The 19,815-nt window shown below is 41.3% G+C and carries 14 protein-coding genes, 1 tRNA gene and 1 rRNA gene; 10 read left to right on the top strand and 6 right to left on the bottom strand.

What is annotated here, in order from left to right; genetic code table 11:
* Nucleotides 1–87, top strand: a 5S ribosomal RNA gene (gene rrf / locus J0656_RS14765); the annotation flags it as partial.
* 52 nt (nucleotides 88–139) lie between these two features.
* On the opposite strand, the gene J0656_RS14760 is transcribed toward rrf, so the two are convergent.
* From J0656_RS14760 to J0656_RS14745, 4 genes are all read right to left on the bottom strand, one after another.
* Nucleotides 140–1,069 (bottom strand): hypothetical protein, encoded by a 930-nt coding sequence (locus tag J0656_RS14760; protein WP_207035213.1) that lies wholly within the window; start codon nucleotides 1,067–1,069, stop codon nucleotides 140–142.
* Nucleotides 1,070–1,307: 238 nt separating this feature from the next.
* Nucleotides 1,308–2,774, bottom strand: a complete 1,467-nt coding sequence (locus J0656_RS14755) for a glutamate synthase subunit beta (protein ID WP_207035211.1) — start codon at nucleotides 2,772–2,774, stop codon at nucleotides 1,308–1,310.
* An 8-nt stretch (nucleotides 2,775–2,782) separates the two neighbouring features.
* Nucleotides 2,783–7,288: a glutamate synthase large subunit gene (gltB, locus tag J0656_RS14750; protein WP_207035209.1), complete on the bottom strand. Its 4,506-nt coding sequence runs from the start codon at nucleotides 7,286–7,288 to the stop codon at nucleotides 2,783–2,785.
* 307 nt (nucleotides 7,289–7,595) lie between these two features.
* Nucleotides 7,596–8,738: an acyl-CoA dehydrogenase gene (locus tag J0656_RS14745; RefSeq protein WP_207035207.1), complete on the bottom strand. Its 1,143-nt coding sequence runs from the start codon at nucleotides 8,736–8,738 to the stop codon at nucleotides 7,596–7,598.
* Nucleotides 8,739–8,974: 236 nt separating this feature from the next.
* Between J0656_RS14745 and nhaD the strand changes: the two genes are divergently transcribed.
* The 9 genes from nhaD (at nucleotide 8,975) to mobB (ending at nucleotide 17,182) form a co-directional block, all read left to right on the top strand.
* Nucleotides 8,975–10,363 carry a sodium:proton antiporter NhaD gene (gene nhaD / locus J0656_RS14740; RefSeq protein WP_207035205.1) on the top strand — a complete coding sequence of 463 codons (1,389 nt, stop codon included), beginning with the start codon at nucleotides 8,975–8,977 and terminating at the stop codon, nucleotides 10,361–10,363.
* A gap of 56 nt (nucleotides 10,364–10,419) precedes the next feature.
* On the top strand, nucleotides 10,420–11,112 hold the full coding sequence (locus J0656_RS14735; protein ID WP_108245178.1) for a MotA/TolQ/ExbB proton channel family protein: 693 nt from the start codon (nucleotides 10,420–10,422) through the stop codon (nucleotides 11,110–11,112).
* 9 nt (nucleotides 11,113–11,121) lie between these two features.
* Nucleotides 11,122–11,508 carry an ExbD/TolR family protein gene (locus J0656_RS14730; protein WP_100816272.1) on the top strand — a complete coding sequence of 129 codons (387 nt, stop codon included), beginning with the start codon at nucleotides 11,122–11,124 and terminating at the stop codon, nucleotides 11,506–11,508.
* Complete coding sequence (locus tag J0656_RS14725) at nucleotides 11,508–12,386, top strand: energy transducer TonB (protein ID WP_176619675.1); 879 nt, start codon at nucleotides 11,508–11,510, stop codon at nucleotides 12,384–12,386. Before J0656_RS14730 ends, J0656_RS14725 begins: the two co-directional genes overlap by 1 nt.
* Nucleotides 12,386–13,597, top strand: a complete 1,212-nt coding sequence (locus J0656_RS14720) for a bifunctional folylpolyglutamate synthase/dihydrofolate synthase (protein ID WP_207035203.1) — start codon at nucleotides 12,386–12,388, stop codon at nucleotides 13,595–13,597. Before J0656_RS14725 ends, J0656_RS14720 begins: the two co-directional genes overlap by 1 nt.
* Nucleotides 13,598–13,667: 70 nt before the next feature.
* A tRNA-Val gene (locus tag J0656_RS14715) sits at nucleotides 13,668–13,742 on the top strand.
* Between the two features lie 230 nt (nucleotides 13,743–13,972).
* Nucleotides 13,973–15,238: a site-specific integrase gene (locus J0656_RS14710; protein WP_067034492.1), complete on the top strand. Its 1,266-nt coding sequence runs from the start codon at nucleotides 13,973–13,975 to the stop codon at nucleotides 15,236–15,238.
* 331 nt (nucleotides 15,239–15,569) lie between these two features.
* A complete protein-coding gene (locus J0656_RS14705) occupies nucleotides 15,570–16,154 on the top strand; it encodes a BfmA/BtgA family mobilization protein (protein WP_127138628.1) in 585 nt (194 codons plus the stop codon).
* A gap of 5 nt (nucleotides 16,155–16,159) precedes the next feature.
* Nucleotides 16,160–17,182, top strand: coding sequence for a MobB family relaxase (mobB, locus tag J0656_RS14700; protein ID WP_207035201.1), 1,023 nt, complete (start codon nucleotides 16,160–16,162; stop codon nucleotides 17,180–17,182).
* A 575-nt stretch (nucleotides 17,183–17,757) separates the two neighbouring features.
* Here mobB and J0656_RS14695 read toward each other — a convergent pair.
* Nucleotides 17,758–19,314, bottom strand: a complete 1,557-nt coding sequence (locus J0656_RS14695) for a trypsin-like serine protease (RefSeq protein ID WP_083158080.1) — start codon at nucleotides 19,312–19,314, stop codon at nucleotides 17,758–17,760.
* Between the two features lie 26 nt (nucleotides 19,315–19,340).
* Entirely contained in the window at nucleotides 19,341–19,751 is a 411-nt protein-coding gene (locus J0656_RS14690; protein WP_207035199.1) for a hypothetical protein, read from the bottom strand.
* Nucleotides 19,752–19,815 lie beyond the last annotated feature (64 nt).

Below are 19,815 nucleotides of genomic sequence, written 5' to 3'. Positions count from 1 at the left end.
ACCCCTTTCCATTCCGAACAGGGAAGTTAAGCCCGTTTGCGCCGATGGTACTGCCACACCAGGTGGGAGAGTAGGTCGCCGCCTTCCTCAAGGCCCTTCACATTAGTGATGGGCCTTTTTTGTTTTTTAAAAGATTTTTTTAATCAATAGAAAACTTATAAAGAAGTCTCTTTTCATCAGCTGCAGGAACTTCAGAAATAAGAATGTAGTTCCCGGGAGTTAAATCAGCTTCAAAAAAGCCTTTGCTTTCAGCAGGTAAATTGTTCATCCCGCCCAGGAACGTAAATCCAATCGGAGCAGGTGTACGTAGTCCCCTAGGATTCATCCAATTCATCCATAGGACCAAGGAATCTAAAGAAGCCGTAGCGTCGTATTTGACCAAGTTTACATCATGTCCGACAAAGTTTTCATATACTTTTTGATCTATAAAATTAGTTTGAAACACTTGGCGGCCAGAAGAGAGGCTGTCCTTAAGTAAAATTCCGTTGATACTGGATATGTCAATGTTGGCTGTAGCGCTAGGAGGTGTTAGTTGACTGGCCTCATCCTTCACTATAATTTCTTTTAACATACCATGTGAAGTGTGCCAAGCGCCATTGAACATTTTTACATAACATTCCATCATGTAACGACCAGGTTCTAGGTAAACGGTGCTCTTTACGGTGTATTTAGGAGATACAAGTCCCGTACCTCCTAAAAATTTCACTTTTTGGTACCATTCAGGTATTTTACCAAAAGCCGTCATCGCACTATCCATTTGGTTTTCCATAATATATCTCATACCATCATCAAACGGTGGTAGCAATTCTGTTTTGGTGTTTTCAATGGTTATTCCTTCCGGATATAGATCCATCATAATAAAGTGGACTTCCTGAGATTCATTGTTGTAAATGAAAGTGTTCCAGCCCGAATATAGCGTGTCAGAAACAAAGAATTCCATGCTCTTTGTACTTACATTGACCTGACCGAGTTCTAAAGGTGACTTTTCTGGAGTCGTAATTTCTTTTTCTTTGGTTTTGCAGGAAAGCAAAGTGAAGAGGAGTAAGCAGATTGTAATTGGATTTTTCATAAGTGATGTATTAAGAGGTTTGTATGCCCTTGAAATACATAGCACAGACTTTATAAAAGGTTGGTTATGGTAAGATGACCTCTATTAAGATACAAACAAATTTCCACTTACCTATTTTTGATGTGTAAACGGTCGGTTTATTTATGTGGTTGATATAATGTGTATCTAAAAAAAAACTCCCCTAAGCAAAGCAAGCCTAGAGGAGTTTAGCAAGTTTAGTTGAGATTTATGTGAGGTTTTAAACTCTAGGAAGATCTCCCTCACCCTTTAAAGGTAAATCAGATTTCCCCATTAAATATGTGTCCACGTAGTATGCTGCTTGCCTGCCTTCGGAAATGGCCCAAACAATAAGGGATTGGCCCCTTCTTTGATCACCAGCTACAAAAACTCCCGGAACATTCGTTTTATAGTCGGCTGCAGAAGCCTTAATGTTGGTTCTTGGGTCCATTTCAAGATTTAGTTGATCAGCAACCGTGGTCTCCGAACCCGTAAAGCCCAGAGCCAATAGGACCAAATCACAGTCCCATTCTTTCTCTGTGCCCTCTACCTCTTTAAGTATGGGTCGCTGACCAGGTTGCTTGACCCATTCAACTTCTACAGTTACCAAGCTTGTTAAATTGCCTTTGTCGTCGGTATTGAATCTTTTTGTGGATATGCTGAATACACGGTCCGCCCCTTCCTTGTGCGATGAACTGGTGCGCAAACGCATGGGCCAAAACGGCCATGGCTGTCCTTCAGGGCGATCAGTCGTGCCTTTTGGCATTATTTCAAAATTAGTTACGGAAATGGCACCTTGTCTTATGGAAGTTCCAATACAATCGGACCCGGTATCACCACCACCAATCACAATTACCTTTTTGCCTTTGGCTGAAATATCTTCTCCCTTAAATGGGATTCCATCCACTTTTCTATTATTCTGCGGTAAAAAGTCCATGGCCTGAACCACACCCTTGGCATCAACTCCTGGAATTGGAAGACTGCGCCTTACCGTTGCTCCTCCACAAAGTACAATGGAATCATATTCTTTTTGAAGTTCTTGGGCTGTTATGTCAACTCCCACGTGTACACCGGTTTTAAACTCGATGCCTTCTTTTTCCATCACTTCAAGACGCCTATCGATAACGTTTTTTTCCATTTTAAAGTCTGGAATGCCATATCTTAAAAGGCCACCAAGTTTTTCGTCCCTTTCAAACAGCGTAACGGTATGGCCGGCGCGATTTAGTTGTTGGGCAGCTGCAAGACCTGCAGGCCCGGAACCTACTACGGCCACTTTTTTATCCGTTCTGTTCATTGGCGGTTCTGGCTTTACCCAACCATTCTTAAAAGCTGTCTCCGCGATGTTTTTTTCTATGTTCTCAATAGATACAGGAGGTTCGTTGATTCCCAGCACACATGCTTCTTCGCATGGTGCCGGACACAATCTTCCCGTAAACTCCGGAAAATTATTGGTAGAGTGGAGTATCTGTGCAGCTTTTTCCCACTTTCCTTGATAGACGGCATCGTTAAAATCCGGAATCAGGTTTCCTAATGGGCAACCACTATGGCAAAATGGAATACCACAGTCCATGCACCGGGCACCTTGGTTCTTTAATTCGCTTTCTTTTAAAGGCTTTGTAAATTCCTTATAGTTTTCGATGCGTTCTTTGACAGGGGCGTATGCTTCGTCCTTCCTGTCAAATTCCAAAAATCCTGTAATCTTTCCCATGTCTCAAATTATAAGGTTTGCATTTTTTCTTCTTCCAATCGGATAAGTGCTTGGCGGTATTCTTCAGGGAATACCTTAATAAACTTAGGAAGGTATTTTTCCCAATTTTCAAGAATGTTCTGAGCCAAAGGACTTAATGTGGCGTTGTAATGGTTTTCGATCAAATCTTTTAACTGTTGTTTATCGTTGTCCTCATCAACAGGTAGAAGGTTCAAATGGTCTCCATTACAGTTACGTTTAAATGTGTCGTCCTTGTCATACACATAGGCAATTCCACCGCTCATACCAGCTCCGAAATTCCGTCCTACGGAACCAAGAATCACAGCGACTCCACCGGTCATATATTCACAACCATGGTCCCCGATTCCCTCGACCACGGCTTTGGCTCCGGAGTTTCTTACGCAGAATCGTTCTCCTGCCTTACCATTGATGTATGCTTCTCCAGAGGTGGCCCCGTACAAGGTCACGTTTCCGGTAATCACATTATCTTCTGGTTTAATTGTGGATTTAAAAGGAACTTTTACTATCAGCTTGGCTCCCGAGAGTCCTTTTCCAAGGTAGTCGTTAGTGTTTCCGTTCACCACCATGGTGAGGCCCTTTGTGGCAAATGCTCCAAAACTTTGTCCGGCAGAACCAGTAAAGTTTAGTTTAAGTGTATTTTCTGGCAAGCCTTCCTCTCCATAAATTTTTGAAATCTCATTGCTGATAATGGCGCCAACGGCCCTATCTGTGTTCTTGATCGGGAAATCCAGTGTGGTCTTTTCCTTTCTGAAAAGTGCAGGGTGTGCTTTTCCTATTATCTCAAATTCGATTGATTTATCTATTTCGTGATATTGCTTTTCCGTATTGTGCAGTTTTGTTCCTTCAGGAACGTCTATGCGATAAAGGATAGGCGTCAAATCGATACCGGCGGCCTTATAATGTTCGATTGCCTTCTTTCTGTCCAGTTTTTGTACTTGGCCTACCATTTCGTTCAAGGTTCTAAACCCGAGCTTGGCCATAATTTCTCGTAGTTCTTGAGCTACGAAGTACATGTAGTTGACCACATGTTCTGGTTTTCCTTGGAACTTTTTGCGCAACTCCGGATTTTGGGTGGCGATACCCACTGGACAGGTGTTCAAATGGCATACACGCATCATAATGCAACCCGATGCCACCAAAGGTGCTGTGGCAAAACCAAACTCTTCCGCACCCAGTAAACAGGCAATGGCTACGTCTCGTCCTGTCTTCAACTGTCCATCACACTCTAGAACCACTCTGTTTCGCAAGTCGTTCAACACCAAAGTCTGCTGGGCTTCGGCGATTCCAAGTTCCCAAGGTAGTCCGGCATGTTTTAAAGATGTTAGTGGAGATGCCCCGGTTCCACCGTCGAATCCAGAGATAAGGATAACATCGGCCTTTGCTTTGGCAACACCTGCAGCTACGGTGCCTACACCAACTTCCGATACCAGTTTTACGTTTACACGCGCTTCCCTGTTCGCGGATTTAAGATCATAGATCAATTGTGATAAATCCTCGATAGAATAAATATCGTGGTGAGGGGGTGGTGAAATCAATCCCACATAAGGTGTGGAGTTTCTTGTTTTGGCAATGGCCGGGTTGACTTTTGGTCCAGGCAATTGACCGCCTTCACCAGGTTTGGCTCCTTGTGCCATTTTAATCTGGATTTCTTGGGCACTTGTCAAATAATTGGAGGTTACCCCGAACCTACCTGAAGCGACCTGTTTTATGGCACTGTTTTTCCAGTCCCCGGTTTGACTTTTATAAAAACGAGCCGAATCCTCTCCGCCTTCACCCGAATTGCTCTTACCTCCGATTCGGTTCATGGCAACCGCTAGGTTTTCATGTGCTTCTTGACTTATACTTCCGTAGGACATAGCCCCAGTTTTGAACCTTTTTACAATTTCTGTCCAAGGTTCTACTTCTTCAATGGGAATAGGGTCGTAGTTCGAAAATTCGAAAAGTCCACGGATAGTCATCAAGTGTTTGGATTGCTCATTGACCAGTTTGGAATACTCTTTATAGGTTTCCGGCTCGTTGTTGCGTACCGATTTTTGAAGCATGGCGACACTTAATGGATTGAACATGTGCTTCTCGCCATTTCTTCTCCAACGGTACTCTCCTCCAACCTCGATATCGAGATTAGCTGATATGTTTTGTGATAGAAATGCTTTTTTATGACGTTTGGTAACTTCTTTCTCTATTTCGTAAAGTCCAATTCCTTGGATTCGAGTAGGGGTGTTCGGGAAATATCTGTCCACAACGGTTGTGTTGATTCCGATGCATTCGAACAATTGGGATCCTCTATACGAGTTCAACGTAGATATCCCAATCTTGTTCATAACCTTCAATATACCTTTCCCGATAGCCTTGTTGTAATTTTTAACAGCTTCCTCAAAAGTGTAATCGGTAATATTATTTTCCTCGATTTGCTCACCGATGATTTCATTCACCAAATATGGGTTGATGGCACTTGCTCCAAAACCAAAAAGAAGGGCAAAATGATGGACTTCCCTTGGTTCTGCAGATTCAATGATGATACTCAGTTTGGAACGTTTCCCCAATTTTCTTAGACCACTGTTCACATAGGAACAGGCCAATAGGGCAGGAATAGGGGCCATCTCGGCACTTACCATCCTATCCGATAGAATGATGATGTTCGCATCTTCATCAATGGCATTTGATGCCTGCTGCAATATGCCGTCCAAAGCTTCTTCCAGTCCATTATGCCCTTTGTTGATTTCATAAAGCATGGAAATGGAAACAACCTTATAGTCCGGACTGGCATCATAATTTTTGATTTTGTCCAAATCTTCCTTGGAGATAACAGGGTTTTGGATTTTTAGTTTTCGGCAATGTAATTCCGAAAAATCAAAAATATTATGGTCACTGCCCAAGGTCAAACTAATGTCCGTGATCAATTCCTCACGGATACCGTCCAAAGGTGGGTTGGTTACCTGGGCAAAGAGTTGTTTAAAGTAGTTGTATATCAATTGTGGGCGCTCGGACAACACGGCAATTGGAGTATCGGAGCCCATGGAACCAATGGGTTCCTTACCATTTTCTGCCATCGGCATAATAATGGTGTTGATGTCTTCTTGGGTGTACCCGAATGCAGTTCGTCTGGTCTGCAGCGGGAATTCACCAAAGAAAACTGGGCAATCGTTGTAAGGAATGTCCCTTAAATGCACCAAATTCTTCTTTAACCACTCTTTATAAGGATGCTTTTTGGCTATGGCTTCCTTGATTTCTTCGTCGTTGATGATTCTTCCCTCTTCCATGTTTACCAAGAACATTTTTCCAGGTTCCAGTCGTCCGTGGAATTCAATATCCTCTGGTTCCAATTCAACGACTCCGGTTTCCGAGGACATAATCACATATCCTTTTTTGGTTACGGAGTATCTTGATGGTCGGAGCCCGTTTCTGTCAAGTACGGCCCCTATATAATTTCCATCCGTAAACGGAATGGAGGCAGGCCCGTCCCAAGGTTCCATCAGACAGGAGTTGTATTCGTAAAAAGCTCTCTTGGCTTCGGACATGTCTGGATTTTTTTCCCATGCCTCGGGAACCAGCATCATCATTACTTCGGGCAAAGAACGACCTGTCATCAATAATAGCTCAACGACCATATCCATACTGGCAGAATCGGATTTTGCCGGCAATACGATGGGAAGTATCTTTTTTATGTCTTCTCCAAACCACTCACTTTCCATTAGCTCTTCGCGTGAGCGCATGCGGGAGACATTTCCTCTCAGTGTATTTATCTCTCCGTTATGGCACATATATCTAAATGGCTGTGCCAAATCCCAATTAGGAAAGGTATTTGTGGAAAATCTTTGGTGAACCAGGGCCAAGCGTGTAACAACTCGGGGGTCCAAAAGGTCTTCATAATATCTGCTGATGTCCTTAGGGACTAAAAGCCCCTTAAAAATGATGATTTTAGTTGATAGACTGGGTAAGTAGAAGAATTCGCTTTCTGAAAGCTTGCTCTCTATTACGGTATGTTCCGTGACTTTACGAGCGATAAAAAGTTTAAGGTTAAACTGGAATTCGTCCAAATCCTCTCCTTTTCCGACAAAAACCTGCATTACAAACGGTTCTGTTTCGGCCGCTATTCTTCCCGGAACGGAACGGTTCACGGGCACGTGGCGCCAACCAAGTAGTTCGAGCCCTTGTTTTTTTATGTTTTCCTCAAAAACCTGGATGCAAAAGTTGCGTTGGTTTTCCTTTTGTGGTAGAAATACGTTTCCAACCGCATATTCTCCTGCTTCTGGTAGTTCAAAGGAACAGGTGTCCTTAAAAAAGGCGTGGGGAATATCTATAAGTATACCTGCACCATCTCCTGTTTTTCCGTCCGAGCTCACAGCTCCCCTGTGCTCCAATTTATCAAGAATTTCGAGGGCCTTATGTATTATGTCGTTGGACTTAATTCCCTTTAGGCTACATATGAAGCCCGCACCACAGTTGTCGTGCTCAAATTCCGGTAAGTATAAACCTTGTTTCTTCAATCCCATCATTATCGTATTTCCTCAAAAATATCAAAATTGATGTAGAAATAATAAGGTTTTAGCTGGTTATCAGATAAATAATCAACGTATGGTTTCTGGGGTTAAAAAAAATTCAATTTAGGAATTAAAGGAATGTTAAATTATCATTATCTCAAATCGAGCTTAAAAAAGGGTTTCTTCCCTGCCATGAAAAGAGTACTTCAAGGTTTGTCAACCTAATTTCATGTTAATACTTTGTGAAAAATAGGGGGTAAGTAAAATTAGAAGTGATTTGCAAAAAGAAACCCCCTCTTTTGGGAGGGGGTGTGAATATTTAATCTTTTAGGATGCTTCTGGAGATGACTATTTTTTGAATTTCGGAGGTGCCTTCATATATCTGGGTGATTTTGGCGTCCCTCATCAACCGTTCTACATGATAATCTTTCACGTATCCATTTCCGCCGTGTATTTGAACGGCTTCCACCGCTGTTTCCATTGCTACTTCGGAAGCATAAAGCTTAGCCATGGCCCCGGATAGGGTGTAGTCATTGCCTGCATCTTTATCACAGGCTGCCTGATAGACCAAATGGCGTGCAGCCTGTATTTTGGTGTGCATGTCCGCCAGTTTAAAGGCAATCGCTTGATGGTTTGCTATCTCGGTCCCAAAAGCTTTACGTTCTTTCGAATACTTAAGGGCCAGTTCGTAGGCCCCGGCGGCAATGCCCAAGGCTTGTGCTGCAATTCCGATACGTCCTCCGGCCAACGTCTTCATGGCGAACTTAAATCCAAAACCATCGTCACCGATTCTATTTTCTTTTGGTACTTTGACGTCGTTGAACATCAAGGAATGGGTGTCGCTTCCACGAATGCCCAGTTTGTTTTCTTTTGGGCCTATTTCAAAACCTTCCATGTTTTTCTCGACTATCAATGCATTGATGCCATGGTGGCCTTTTTCCCGGTCTGTTTGTGCGATGACCAAGTAAACCTCCGCTTGATTGCCATTTGTAATCCAGTTTTTGGTGCCGTTTACTATATAATGGTCACCTTTGTCTATGGCAGTTGTTTTTTGAGAAGTTGCATCGCTCCCCGCTTCTGGTTCTGACAGACAGAAGGCGCCAATAATCTCTCCGCTTGCCAAGCGTGTCAGGTATTTTTGTTTTTGTTCTTCACTTCCATAGGTCGCCAGTCCCCAACATACCAAAGAATTGTTCACGGATACCATTACGGAAGCCGAGGCGTCGATTTTGGATAATTCTTCCATGGCTATCACATAGGAAAGAGTGTCTAGACCACTTCCTCCATACTTTTCGTCGACCATCATCCCCATGAACCCAAGTTCACCCATTTTTCGGACAAGTTCACTCGGAAATTTTTGGGCTTCATCGCGTTCAATAACCCCTGGTAAAAGTTCATTTTGGGCAAAATCCTTTGCCGCTTGTTGTATCATTAACTGTTCTTCGGAAAGTGTGAAATCCATAAAACTGAATAATATTTAAAAACTACCTGCAAATATAGCTTTCTAGTATTAATATTTTATAAAACACAATGGTTAAATGAGAATGATTGAATTCTTTTCTTGTTTTTTGAAATCTATCTATTCGCGTTTCCTTATTTTTATGCTGATAAGATTATGTGGAAATATTCATTTTGAATATCTTTAGCCGCACAGATAACTGCTCAAAAATATTATTCCTTAATTAAACCAAACTTAACATGGAAACCCTTTTAGTTGTCATTTTTGTAATTGGATATTTGGCAATTACCCTAGAACATAATTTAAAAATAGATAAGCTTATTCCCGCATTGGCCATGATGGCTATTTTGTGGGCATTGATGGCTTTTGGCATCGACGGTTTTACGACCTGGTTCGATTCTGGAAACCATGCTCTGCTTGAGAACTTTGGGTCCTTCGGGCACGAAGAGAAAATGGAGTTAATGGAGGAAACTCTTCTTCACCATTTGGGGAAGACCGCAGAGATTTTGGTATTCCTTCTTGGAGCCATGACCATTGTTGAGATCATTGATTACTTTGATGGTTTCGCAACTATAAAGTCTTTTGTAAAGACACGTAGCAAAAAGAAGATTCTTTGGATTTTTTCTTTCTTGGCATTTATTCTTTCTGCCATTATAGATAACCTTACAGCAACTATTGTATTGATTTCCATCCTTCAGAAAATTGTGAAGGACAGAGAAGTAAGACTTTGGTACGCCGGTTTAATCATTATCGCTGCAAATGCAGGGGGTGCATGGTCGCCGATTGGTGATGTCACCACTACAATGTTATGGATCGGGGACAAGGTTTCAACTGCTATGCTTATCGAGCATTTGTTGGTTCCTTCTTTGGTATGTATGTTGTTGCCATCTTTTATAGCTTCATTTTTGCCCGCTTTTAAAGGGGAGATTGATGCGGATGATGACGATAGTAGTTCGAAATCTAAATATGGTCCCATAATGCTTTATTTGGGTCTTGGGGCGATTGTTTTTGTTCCAATATTCAAAACGGTAACACATTTACCTCCATATGTGGGTATGATGTTGTCCTTGGCAGTTGTGGCCACTTTTGCTGAAATCTACAGTAATAAAAAGATTGCTATATCATCCGTAGACCAGGAAAGTGATGCACACTCCCACCATAGTCCGGTACATAGCGCATTGACCAAAATTGAACTTCCCAGTATCCTGTTTTTCTTGGGTATTTTGATGGCAGTTGCGGCGCTAGAATCATTGGGTCTATTGTTCAACTTCGCCGAAGGACTAAAACAAGGTATGCCTTTGATCGGAACAGAAATGGCCGGCACACGAGTATCCGATTTAGTTGTGATATTATTGGGTGTGGGTTCTGCCGTTATAGACAACGTACCGTTGGTTGCGGCCAGTTTGGGAATGTTCAACGAAACATTGGATGATCAACTTTGGCACTTTATCGCCTATTCCGCGGGAACTGGAGGTAGTATGCTTATTATAGGTTCAGCAGCTGGAGTTGTAGCCATGGGAATGGAGAAAATCGACTTCTTCTGGTATCTTAAAAAGATATCTTGGTTGGCCTTTGTGGGCTTCATTGCCGGGGCAATTGTATTTATGGTGATGCGATATTTGTTCTAAAAAATACTTTAGTTCAAAAATCTCCGTTATTATTGCAAATAAATTGGGGATTTTATATGAATATTTTACAAGAAGTAACGGAAGGCGCTGAGGCAACTGCCTCAATTTCCGAAGAAAAGACCTTATCCGTAATAGATCTTATTGTCAATGGAGGAACAGGGAGTGTCATAATAATTGTGGTGCTTTTTGTTCTTCTTTTTGTTGCTATGTACATTTATTTTGAACGAATTTTTGCCATTAAGGCCGCGTCCAAAATAGATAAGAACTTCATGAACCAGATTCGTGACCACATTAGCAATGGTAAATTGGAGGCTGCAAAATTATTGTGCGCGCAAACGGACTCTCCGGTGGCACGACTTACCGAAAAGGGTGTCGCCCGAATTGGAAAACCTTTGGATGACATCAACACTGCCATCGAAAATGCAGGTACGTTAGAAGTTTACAAACTGGAAAAAAACGTTAGCGTATTGGCTACGGTTGCAGGTGCTGCTCCAATGATCGGTTTCTTAGGAACCGTAATTGGTATGATTTTGGCATTCCACGAGATGGCAAGTAGCGGTGGACAGGCAGAAATGGGTTCTTTGGCATCCGGTATCTATACTGCGATGACCACAACTGTTGCAGGCCTGGTAGTAGGTATTATTGCCTATATTGGCTATAATCACTTGGTGAACAGGACAGATAAAGTGGTACATCAAATGGAAGCCAATGCAGTTGAGTTTTTGGACCTTTTGAACGAACCAGTATAACCCTTAGCTATGAAACTGAAGGGAAGAAACAAAATAAGCCCGGAGTTCAGCATGTCGTCAATGACGGATATCGTATTTCTGTTATTGGTCTTTTTTATGCTGACCTCCAATGCGCCAAATGCGCTGGATTTGCTTTTGCCCAAGGCCAAGGGCAAATCCACGAACACACAGAATGTTTCAGTTACCATTGATAAAAACCTGAAGTATTTTGTGAACAACGAGCAAATCAACAAAGAATACATTGAAATTGAATTAAAAAAGGCACTTGAAGGTCAAGAAAAGCCGACAATCATCCTCAGAGCAGAAGAAAACGTAGCCATTAAAGAAGCGGTCAACGTAATGGACATTGCAAACAGGAACAGTTACAAGGTTATCTTGGCGGTGCGGCCAAAATAATGTCCTTTTTAGATACGAGACACAAGAAAAAATCCTTTACGCTCACAACACTTTTGTTGAGCGCATTACTCTTATTGCTTTTTTATATTGGATTGACCTATCTGGACCCACCCATTGAAAATGGCATTGCTGTGAATTTTGGGACTATGGAATTTGGGAGCGGGGAAGTTCAACCAACGGAACCAGTGCGTTCCGAACCTAGAGAGGTCGTAAGTCAACCTGAACCACAAGAAGTAGCTGAGCCAGCTGAGCCTGAGCAAACGGTGGTTGAGGAAGCTCCGGTCGAAGAGGTTTTAACCAGCAATGATGAGGAAACCATTAAGCTAAGACAACAACAAGAAGCCAAGCGTAAGGCACAAGAAGAAGCAGAAAAAGCTAAAGCTGAAGCTGAGCGAATTGCTCGTGAAAAACGTGAGGCCGAAGAGCGTAAACGACAAGAGCAGGAAGCGAAGAAAAAGAGTGTGGATGCACTTATCGGTGGTATAGGTAAATCAGATGGCACCACTACCGGTAGTGAAGGCGACGATGATCGTGCAGGCGACAAGGGACAACCAGATGGAGATCCTTATGCCTCATCTTACTACGGTTCCCCTGGAAGTGGAACAGGTGGTTATGGATTAAGTGGAAGGTCTTTGGCCAACAAAGGAAAGGTTCAGCAAGATTGTAATGAAGAAGGTAGGGTTGTTGTTAGAATCACCGTTGATAGGTCTGGAAAAGTTGTTAAGGCGGAACCTGGCGTAAAAGGTACTACAAACAACGCTCCATGTCTATTGGAGCCTGCCCGTAAAACTGCTATGCTTCATAAATGGAATTCAGATTCGAATGCTCCGGCACAACAGATAGGTTTTGTGGTTGTTAATTTTAAACTAGGGCAGTAGTGACCTACCAAGAAACGTTGGACTGGATGTTCGGACAGCTTCCGATGTACCAGCAAAAGGGCGTAGCTGCCATGAACGCAAAACTGGACAACATCATCAGCTTTTGCAATGTGCTTGGCAATCCTGAAAAAAAATTCAAAAGTATACATGTTGCAGGAACCAATGGTAAAGGGTCCAGTAGCCATATGCTGGCATCAATTCTTCAAGAGGCCGGTTACAAGGTAGGTCTTTATACGTCACCACACCTCAAGGATTTTAGGGAGCGCATCAAAATAAACGGAAAGGTTGTAGGTGAAGATTTTGTGGTTGATTTTATTGAAGAGTACAAGCCTTTTTTGGAATATCAAAAGCTTTCTTTCTTTGAAATGACCGTAGGGATGGCCTTCCATTATTTTGCAGAGGAACAGGTAGACATTGCCGTTATCGAAGTTGGTTTGGGGGGACGGCTTGATTCTACCAACATAATAACCCCTGAAGTGTCCTTGATTACGAATATCGGGATGGATCATACGCAGTTTTTGGGTGATACTTTGGAAAAAATAGCGTTGGAAAAGGCTGGAATCATAAAACCAATGGTGCCTGTTGTTATTAGTGAGACGCAAGCAGAGACGAAGATGATCTTTAACCTGATTGCACATCAGCTAAAATCAGAAATTGTTTTCGCAGATGAACAACCGGCAACGAGATATACAACTGATTTGCTTGGGGAATATCAGCAAAAAAACATAAATGGAGTAGTGGCAACTATGCATCAATTAAAAGGTTTTGATGTAACTGAGCAAACAATTTCCGAAGGTTTGAAAAATGTTATTGGAAACACTGGACTTTTGGGTAGGTGGCAGATATTGCAGCAAAATCCATTGGTGGTTTGTGATACGGCCCACAATAAAGAAGGGCTTCAATTAGTTTTGAAGCAAGTCGAAAAGCAATCCTATAAAAAACTCCACATTGTGCTTGGCTTTGTAAGCGACAAAGATGTGAAATCTGTATTGACTCTTTTTCCGAAAAATGCGCATTATTATTTTGTAAGACCCGCTATTCCAAGGGGTATGGATACGACTATTTTGGAGGAATTGGCTAGGGAACAGGGGCTTATGGGTGAAAAATATGGGTCGGTACAATTGGGTTTTCAAAGAGCTTTGGATAAGGCCGACGATAAGGATATGATCTATGTGGGAGGAAGTACTTTTGTTGTGGCCGAAGTTGTGTAATTTTTTTCATTTTTTTGTTTTTTAAATCAAAAACAGTCTTATATTTGCACTCCTATTTAGCAAATTAAATGGGCGCTTAGCTCAGTTGGTTCAGAGCACCTCGTTTACACCGAGGGGGTCGGGGGTTCGAATCCCTCAGCGCCCACTTTTAGAGTTCAAATGAAAACAAAGCCTTGCATATCTTATTGATTTGCAAGGCTTTAATTTTTTTGAGCCTTGTTTGAATTGGTTTGATTTGATATGTTTTGGTTTGCAATTCGGTTAGTAAAATTTTTTCTGTAAAGTGTTAACCGGATAAGAATGTAAATCGCTATATTACAGCATCTTAGTATTTGACTTTCGTAGGTATTTTTCGTTCAATTTAACACAAAACCTATGAGAACCCGATCTACATTTTCAATCAGTTTCTGGATAAGCACTGCCCGAAGGAATGACGGAACGGCCAAGATCTATGCCCGTATCACCGTTGATAAACAAAGAGTTAACATGAGCCTTAAGTATACCATCCCAATAGAAAGTTGGGATAGAAAGGGGTCGAGGGTTCTGGGGCGCGCTGCCGACGCACAGGAAATCAACACTTATCTGATGGAAGTCGAAACCGAACTTTTCCAATGCTATCGTGAACTGCGGTCCAAGACGCCAAATATAACCCCGCAGATGGTCAAGGCGAAGTATTTCGGAGAAGACTTAGATCAAGTGACCTTAACCGAACTATTTGAACACCACAATCTACATGCTGCCCATAACCTTGGCAAAGCGACCCTGAGCCATTATAAGACCACCCAGAAGTACTTGTTGGACTATTTGAAGAAACAATACAAATGCAATGATTATAGATTGTCACAGCTCAATCACCAATTTGTTGTGGGTTTCGAGACCTATTTGCGCAAGCTACATCCAATCCACCATCATGGGAGGCTTTCGAACAATGGGGCCATGAAACACATTCAGCGTTTGAGAAAAATGGTTAGAATGGCGGTAAATAACGAATGGATAGAAAAGTATCCCTTTCAAAAATTTAAAATAAGGATGGAGAAAAAGGAAAGAGAATTTTTGACCTTGGAGGAACTGCGGAAAATCCAGGAGTTCCGAACCAAGATTGAACGGTTGCGGATTGTAAAGGACTTATTTGTATTTAGTTGCTATACTGGTATTGCTTATATTGATATTATGAACCTTACTGAGGATAACTTGATTTTGGGTATCGATGGGAAGCATTGGATAAGTACCAAAAGACAGAAGACCAAGAACAGTTTCAAATTACCTTTAATGGGACCGGCCTTGTCGATTATCAAGAGATATCAATATCATCCCAAAAGACGCATTGATAAATTATTCCCTGGGATTTCCAACCAAAAATTGAATAGTTATTTAAAGGAGATTGCAGATTCGTGCCATATTAAAAAGCACATTACTTTCCACATGGCCAGACATACGTTTGCTACAACTATCACATTAAGTAATGGGGTTCCCATAGAGACTGTTTCTAAGATATTGGGACATTCAGAATTGGCCACGACCCAAATTTATGCAAGAGTATTGGATAACAAAATCAGTGAAGATATGAGTGACTTGGAAACGAAACTGGATTCTAAGTTTTCAGATTCAGATGCCGGACAAGAGAAAATTTGGAAACCGTGATTTTTAAGGTGGAATTTGTAAAAACTACTCATCAAATAATAACATTAATAGTGCAGCTGATTTTCAAATCAGCTTGTATTTATTCGGTCCCGCTTGCGGGACGTAGGGAATAGCAAGAGGGTGATGCGCAATTTGCGCCATCACGGTTGTTTTCGGGTCTTCAATAAGTTGAAAACCAGTTAATTGAGTAGGTTTTGGAATACTGTGCAAAATCTGGGGCTACAGTAGACTTTTCCGAAATCTACAGTAAACCCTTCGGGAGGCCCTGTAAACACTGGAAGTTTTTGACGAAAAAATTGACGCAATTTCACTAAAAAACAAAATCGCACCTATGGAAAAGCAATCAACCAATGATAGAACTAAGAAAGGAAGCGGTGGTTATTCCAACATCACCATAAAGAAGGAGACGGCCATACGCTTTCGCAGTTATTCTAAAAAGTTCGGCAAATCGCATAGTGAGGTATTGGATGGAATGGTATGCTACTTCAAGGAGAACAACCTTGATCCTTTTGGGGAGGGAACCAAGATCATCGTTGACAATATCAAAAAGCTGGAGCGTCAGATGATGAAAAAATTCGATAGGCTCATCGCCATTATCAAGAACATGGAAAAGACCAGTATCCGGCCCACCTATGAAATGATGTTGATCCTTTATGAGGCATATGTGAGAGACGGGAGGAAACCTAAACGTGAACCCGTCAAGATACGAGAAGAGCGAATGGATTTTTTGGAGCCTAGAAACACCGTTCCAAAAGTGGAGCATGACAGAATGCTAAAAGAATTTGAAAGCTATAAAAAGCATTGCAATGAAATGCTTCAAAATGTTGAGAAGGTGGAACCCATGATGGGAAAGCCATATCTCAAAATCAATATGGGCATCGGGGATTTTGAAAGCTTGAAACATCAATTAAAATAACGCTCATGTACCTTACCATCTCGGCACAGAAAATGGGAAGTACCTACAACTCCAGTGTAGGGAACTATGTGGACTATCTGGAAAAGGAAAACGAGGACAGATTGCCTGAACAAAGGGAGGAATTCTTCGACCAAGAAAACAACAGCGTAAGCCCTCAAACGGTCATCGATGAAATAGATGCCAATACCGCCAAGCTTAGGCAGAAAGACCCGAAATTCTATTCCATAGTGGTCAGTCCCAACCAAAGGGAACTGAAGGCCATAGGCAATGACCCCAATATGCTAAGGGAATATACAAGGAAACTCATGGAGGACTATGCCAAGAGTTTCCATAGGAACCAAGAGGTCAAGGCCGAGAACCTGAAGTACTATGCAAAGATAGAGCATGAGCGCACCTATCGGGGTTTTGACAAACAGGTTCAGGAGAATGCTCCTTATCGAGGGGAGATAGCAAGGCTCAGGAACGAGATACGGAAAGTGGAACGGGGCGAATCCATCGGGAATATCAAGGAGCTTGAAAAAAGAATCAAAGAGCAGGAAAGATTGGCACCACACAAACAGAACGGACAATTGGTGGCCGCAGGGATGCAAAAAGAGGGGCCACAGACCCATATCCATATCATTGTCAGTAGAAAGGACGTAACGAACACCTATACGCTTTCCCCGATGGCCAAACACAAGGCCTCAGAAGTGGAACTGAACGGAAAGACGGTCAAGAGAGGGTTTGATCGGGACAGTTTTTACCAAGCAGCCGAAAAGACCTTTGACAGGACAACTGGCTTTAAAAGGAACTATGTGGATTCCTATGTTGGGAGAAAGGCCCATGCCAAAGAACCTGGGAAATTCTTTGCCAAGGTGATGGGACTGCCCACCAAGGAAAAGGACATGGCCTTTAAACTTCTTAAAACGATGGGTGTCAAAGCTCCCAACATACCGACGAATAAAGTGCAGATTGCGGCCAAGATCATCAAGGCACTTGGGAGGGGTATCGATAAGGCGAGGGGCACAGGTGAGGATATGGGCTACTGAAATCCAAAAAGTAGGTTGCGCCCTACCGAGTTTTTGCTTCACGCTTATCTATCGGAACGCTACAAAACCCCGATAGGATCCATGCGCAAAAGTTGGAGGTAAGATTTGGGGTTCTTTTTGTAAACAGTTCGGTTTTAAGGGAAGGTTGCATTTTTAGGGAAGGCTACAAAGCCATCACTTAACTTTAGACCAAGTTCAGTCCACTTTTAGTTGAAGATTTACACCTTGGATTAGCAATACTAGGCTATGACAAATAACTTTTGATTTTTTAAGCACGATAGATTGGATAAAAAAAATGTGAACAGTAACTGGTATTTTGATTATACGTTTTTGAAAAATATGTAGTCTCAGTTGTTGAGCGAATTGCTGAATTTCAGCACTAGATAAAATCACTTAACTCGAATTAACTTATTGTTTAAGTGGAGTCCAAATAAGCTTGATTCCTATTTTATTTATATTTCTTTATGTTTTTTAAATGGATAAAATGGAATGAACGATTTGTATTACATCAAAAACATCCGATTTTCAAATCGGATGCTTGGCTTTGCTCTTACTTATTATCTATGAGAACCTTTCTATTCTTTAATGATTTTATGGGTCTCCCTTTCTCTTTCCGATATAATTTCAAGAATGTACAATCCTTTTTTAAGTCCATTCAAGTCTAAATCAAAACCAGAAGTTCCAATTTCACCTTTGCCTTGAAGAAATATGTTACTTTGGAAATCAGAAAGTATATATTCGAATGTCTTTTGGTTGCTTAATCCCAGCTTCCTTTCTTCAAGTGGAGAAATTTCACTTATTGTTAAGTAGTCTTTTACTGGATTTGGACTCACTCTAAAATAATAGCGTCCAGGGATTTGTCCTGTATAATATGCACTATGGGTACCCGTATTGCAAACATTGTCATTTCTTACTTCTACCCTTATGGAGCTTTCAGTATAGTACTTGGTCAATGTTCTTCCGGTGGTGTTTGTATAAAAGGAATTGTTAATATACCAAGAATATGGGGTTTCCCCACTGCCTCCATTAGCGGTAATGTCAATATAGTTGCTGTTGACATTATAAATAGTTACGGTCATTGGGGATTGACCAGCATTTTGGTTCACATTCAAGCGTTCGGTAATCGTATAGCCATGAGAAGAGGTTGCACGTATCCATCCATTACCGGAAGATGTTGAGCTCGAAGCTTTTACTGTAACTTGTGAATTGCTACCGGAAACGACCTGAATATTACTGGATGACGACCATGTAATGTTTCCAGTGCCATTATGTAAAGTATAAGAGGTATTCGTATTACACAATAAACTATTTCCAGAAATATATGGAAAAGCCACGAAGTTGTCAATCCAATTTCTATAGTTGTAAAGTCGAGTATAAATTGTGGGCTTGTTATCCTTGGGTGCCTCTCCCCAACTTGAACAGCCAATTAAAAAGCGTTGGCCACTTTTCAACACGGTTGCAGGACCGCCACTGTCACCTGGGGCCACTCCTGCATTAGCCAATCTAAGTGCTATCATATTATATGTGACTTGTACGGAGCCCGTATTTTGGCTATTTGCACTACTGCTGGAAATGATTGGCATATCCAATGTCTGAAGATTGTTTGATGGGAAACCGTTATCAGTAGTAAGTCCCCATCCCGTTACTCTTGCAGTATTACTTGGTGATGAATCAAATGCTTCATCCGTTAATTGAATAGGTTGTACATCACTATTAAAATTCAATGGAGCTGTAAGTCTGATTAAAGCTAGGTCATTTTCAAAAGTTATGCTATTGTAATTTGGGTGCCTGACAATTTGAGCGACATTTCTGTACTGCCCTGTGGTTAAATCATTCCGTTGCGTTATGCCTGCTGAAATCGTTATTTCATTAACGCCAATAACGTTTCCGTTAATTGTATTGGTCACACAATGTGCTGCTGTTAAAATCCATTCTGATGTTAGGATGGAACCTCCGCAGATATGATTATTTCTAGCTCCTACAATATGATGGTTGTTGGTTGCCCGCATAGAAACTTGCCAAGGATTTTGGTCGATTGTCGTATCGTTACCACCTATGATTCGGTTTTGACCAAATGCTAAGGAGAATGCAAAAAATAATAGGATAAGTAGGTTTTTTTTTGAGTTTTTCATAATGTTTGGTTTTTTGAAGAATTGGTTTAATCACTTATAAGAGTAAAACCTTTGAAATCATTGGTCAATAGGCCATGATTTCCAGAAAGACATGAGAATATTTTTCCTTTGATAAAAACTTCTTCACCAACATCCGAATTCATTTTTCTTGTTGGAAAAACTCGTATTATTTTTTCTTTATACAGCTCGAAGAGTTCAGGGATATTAGTTTCTATGTCAACTTCATAATACTTTTTATTACCATTAAAAAATGGCTGTCCCTCTTCTACAACTTTTACTATCGCCGGAACACCTTCCGTTAATTCTGTTTCCATTGCAGATTCAATGCACAATGACTCTAAACTTGACAGAGGATCATTGTTTTCTTGTCCATTGGAACAGGCAGCGAATAATAAAAGGGGAATTAGGATGATTATAATTATAATGTTGTTTTTCATAGCATTAATATTAAATTAATTAAATACTAACTTTCATAAAATTAGTTGTTTAGATCCTTAGAAA

It is taken from the genome of Flagellimonas aurea (genome assembly GCF_017313785.1).
Lineage (GTDB): Bacteria > Bacteroidota > Bacteroidia > Flavobacteriales > Flavobacteriaceae > Flagellimonas > Flagellimonas aurea.
Note: the sequence above shows the minus strand (reverse complement) of the source record. Positions and strands in the feature narration are given on the sequence as shown.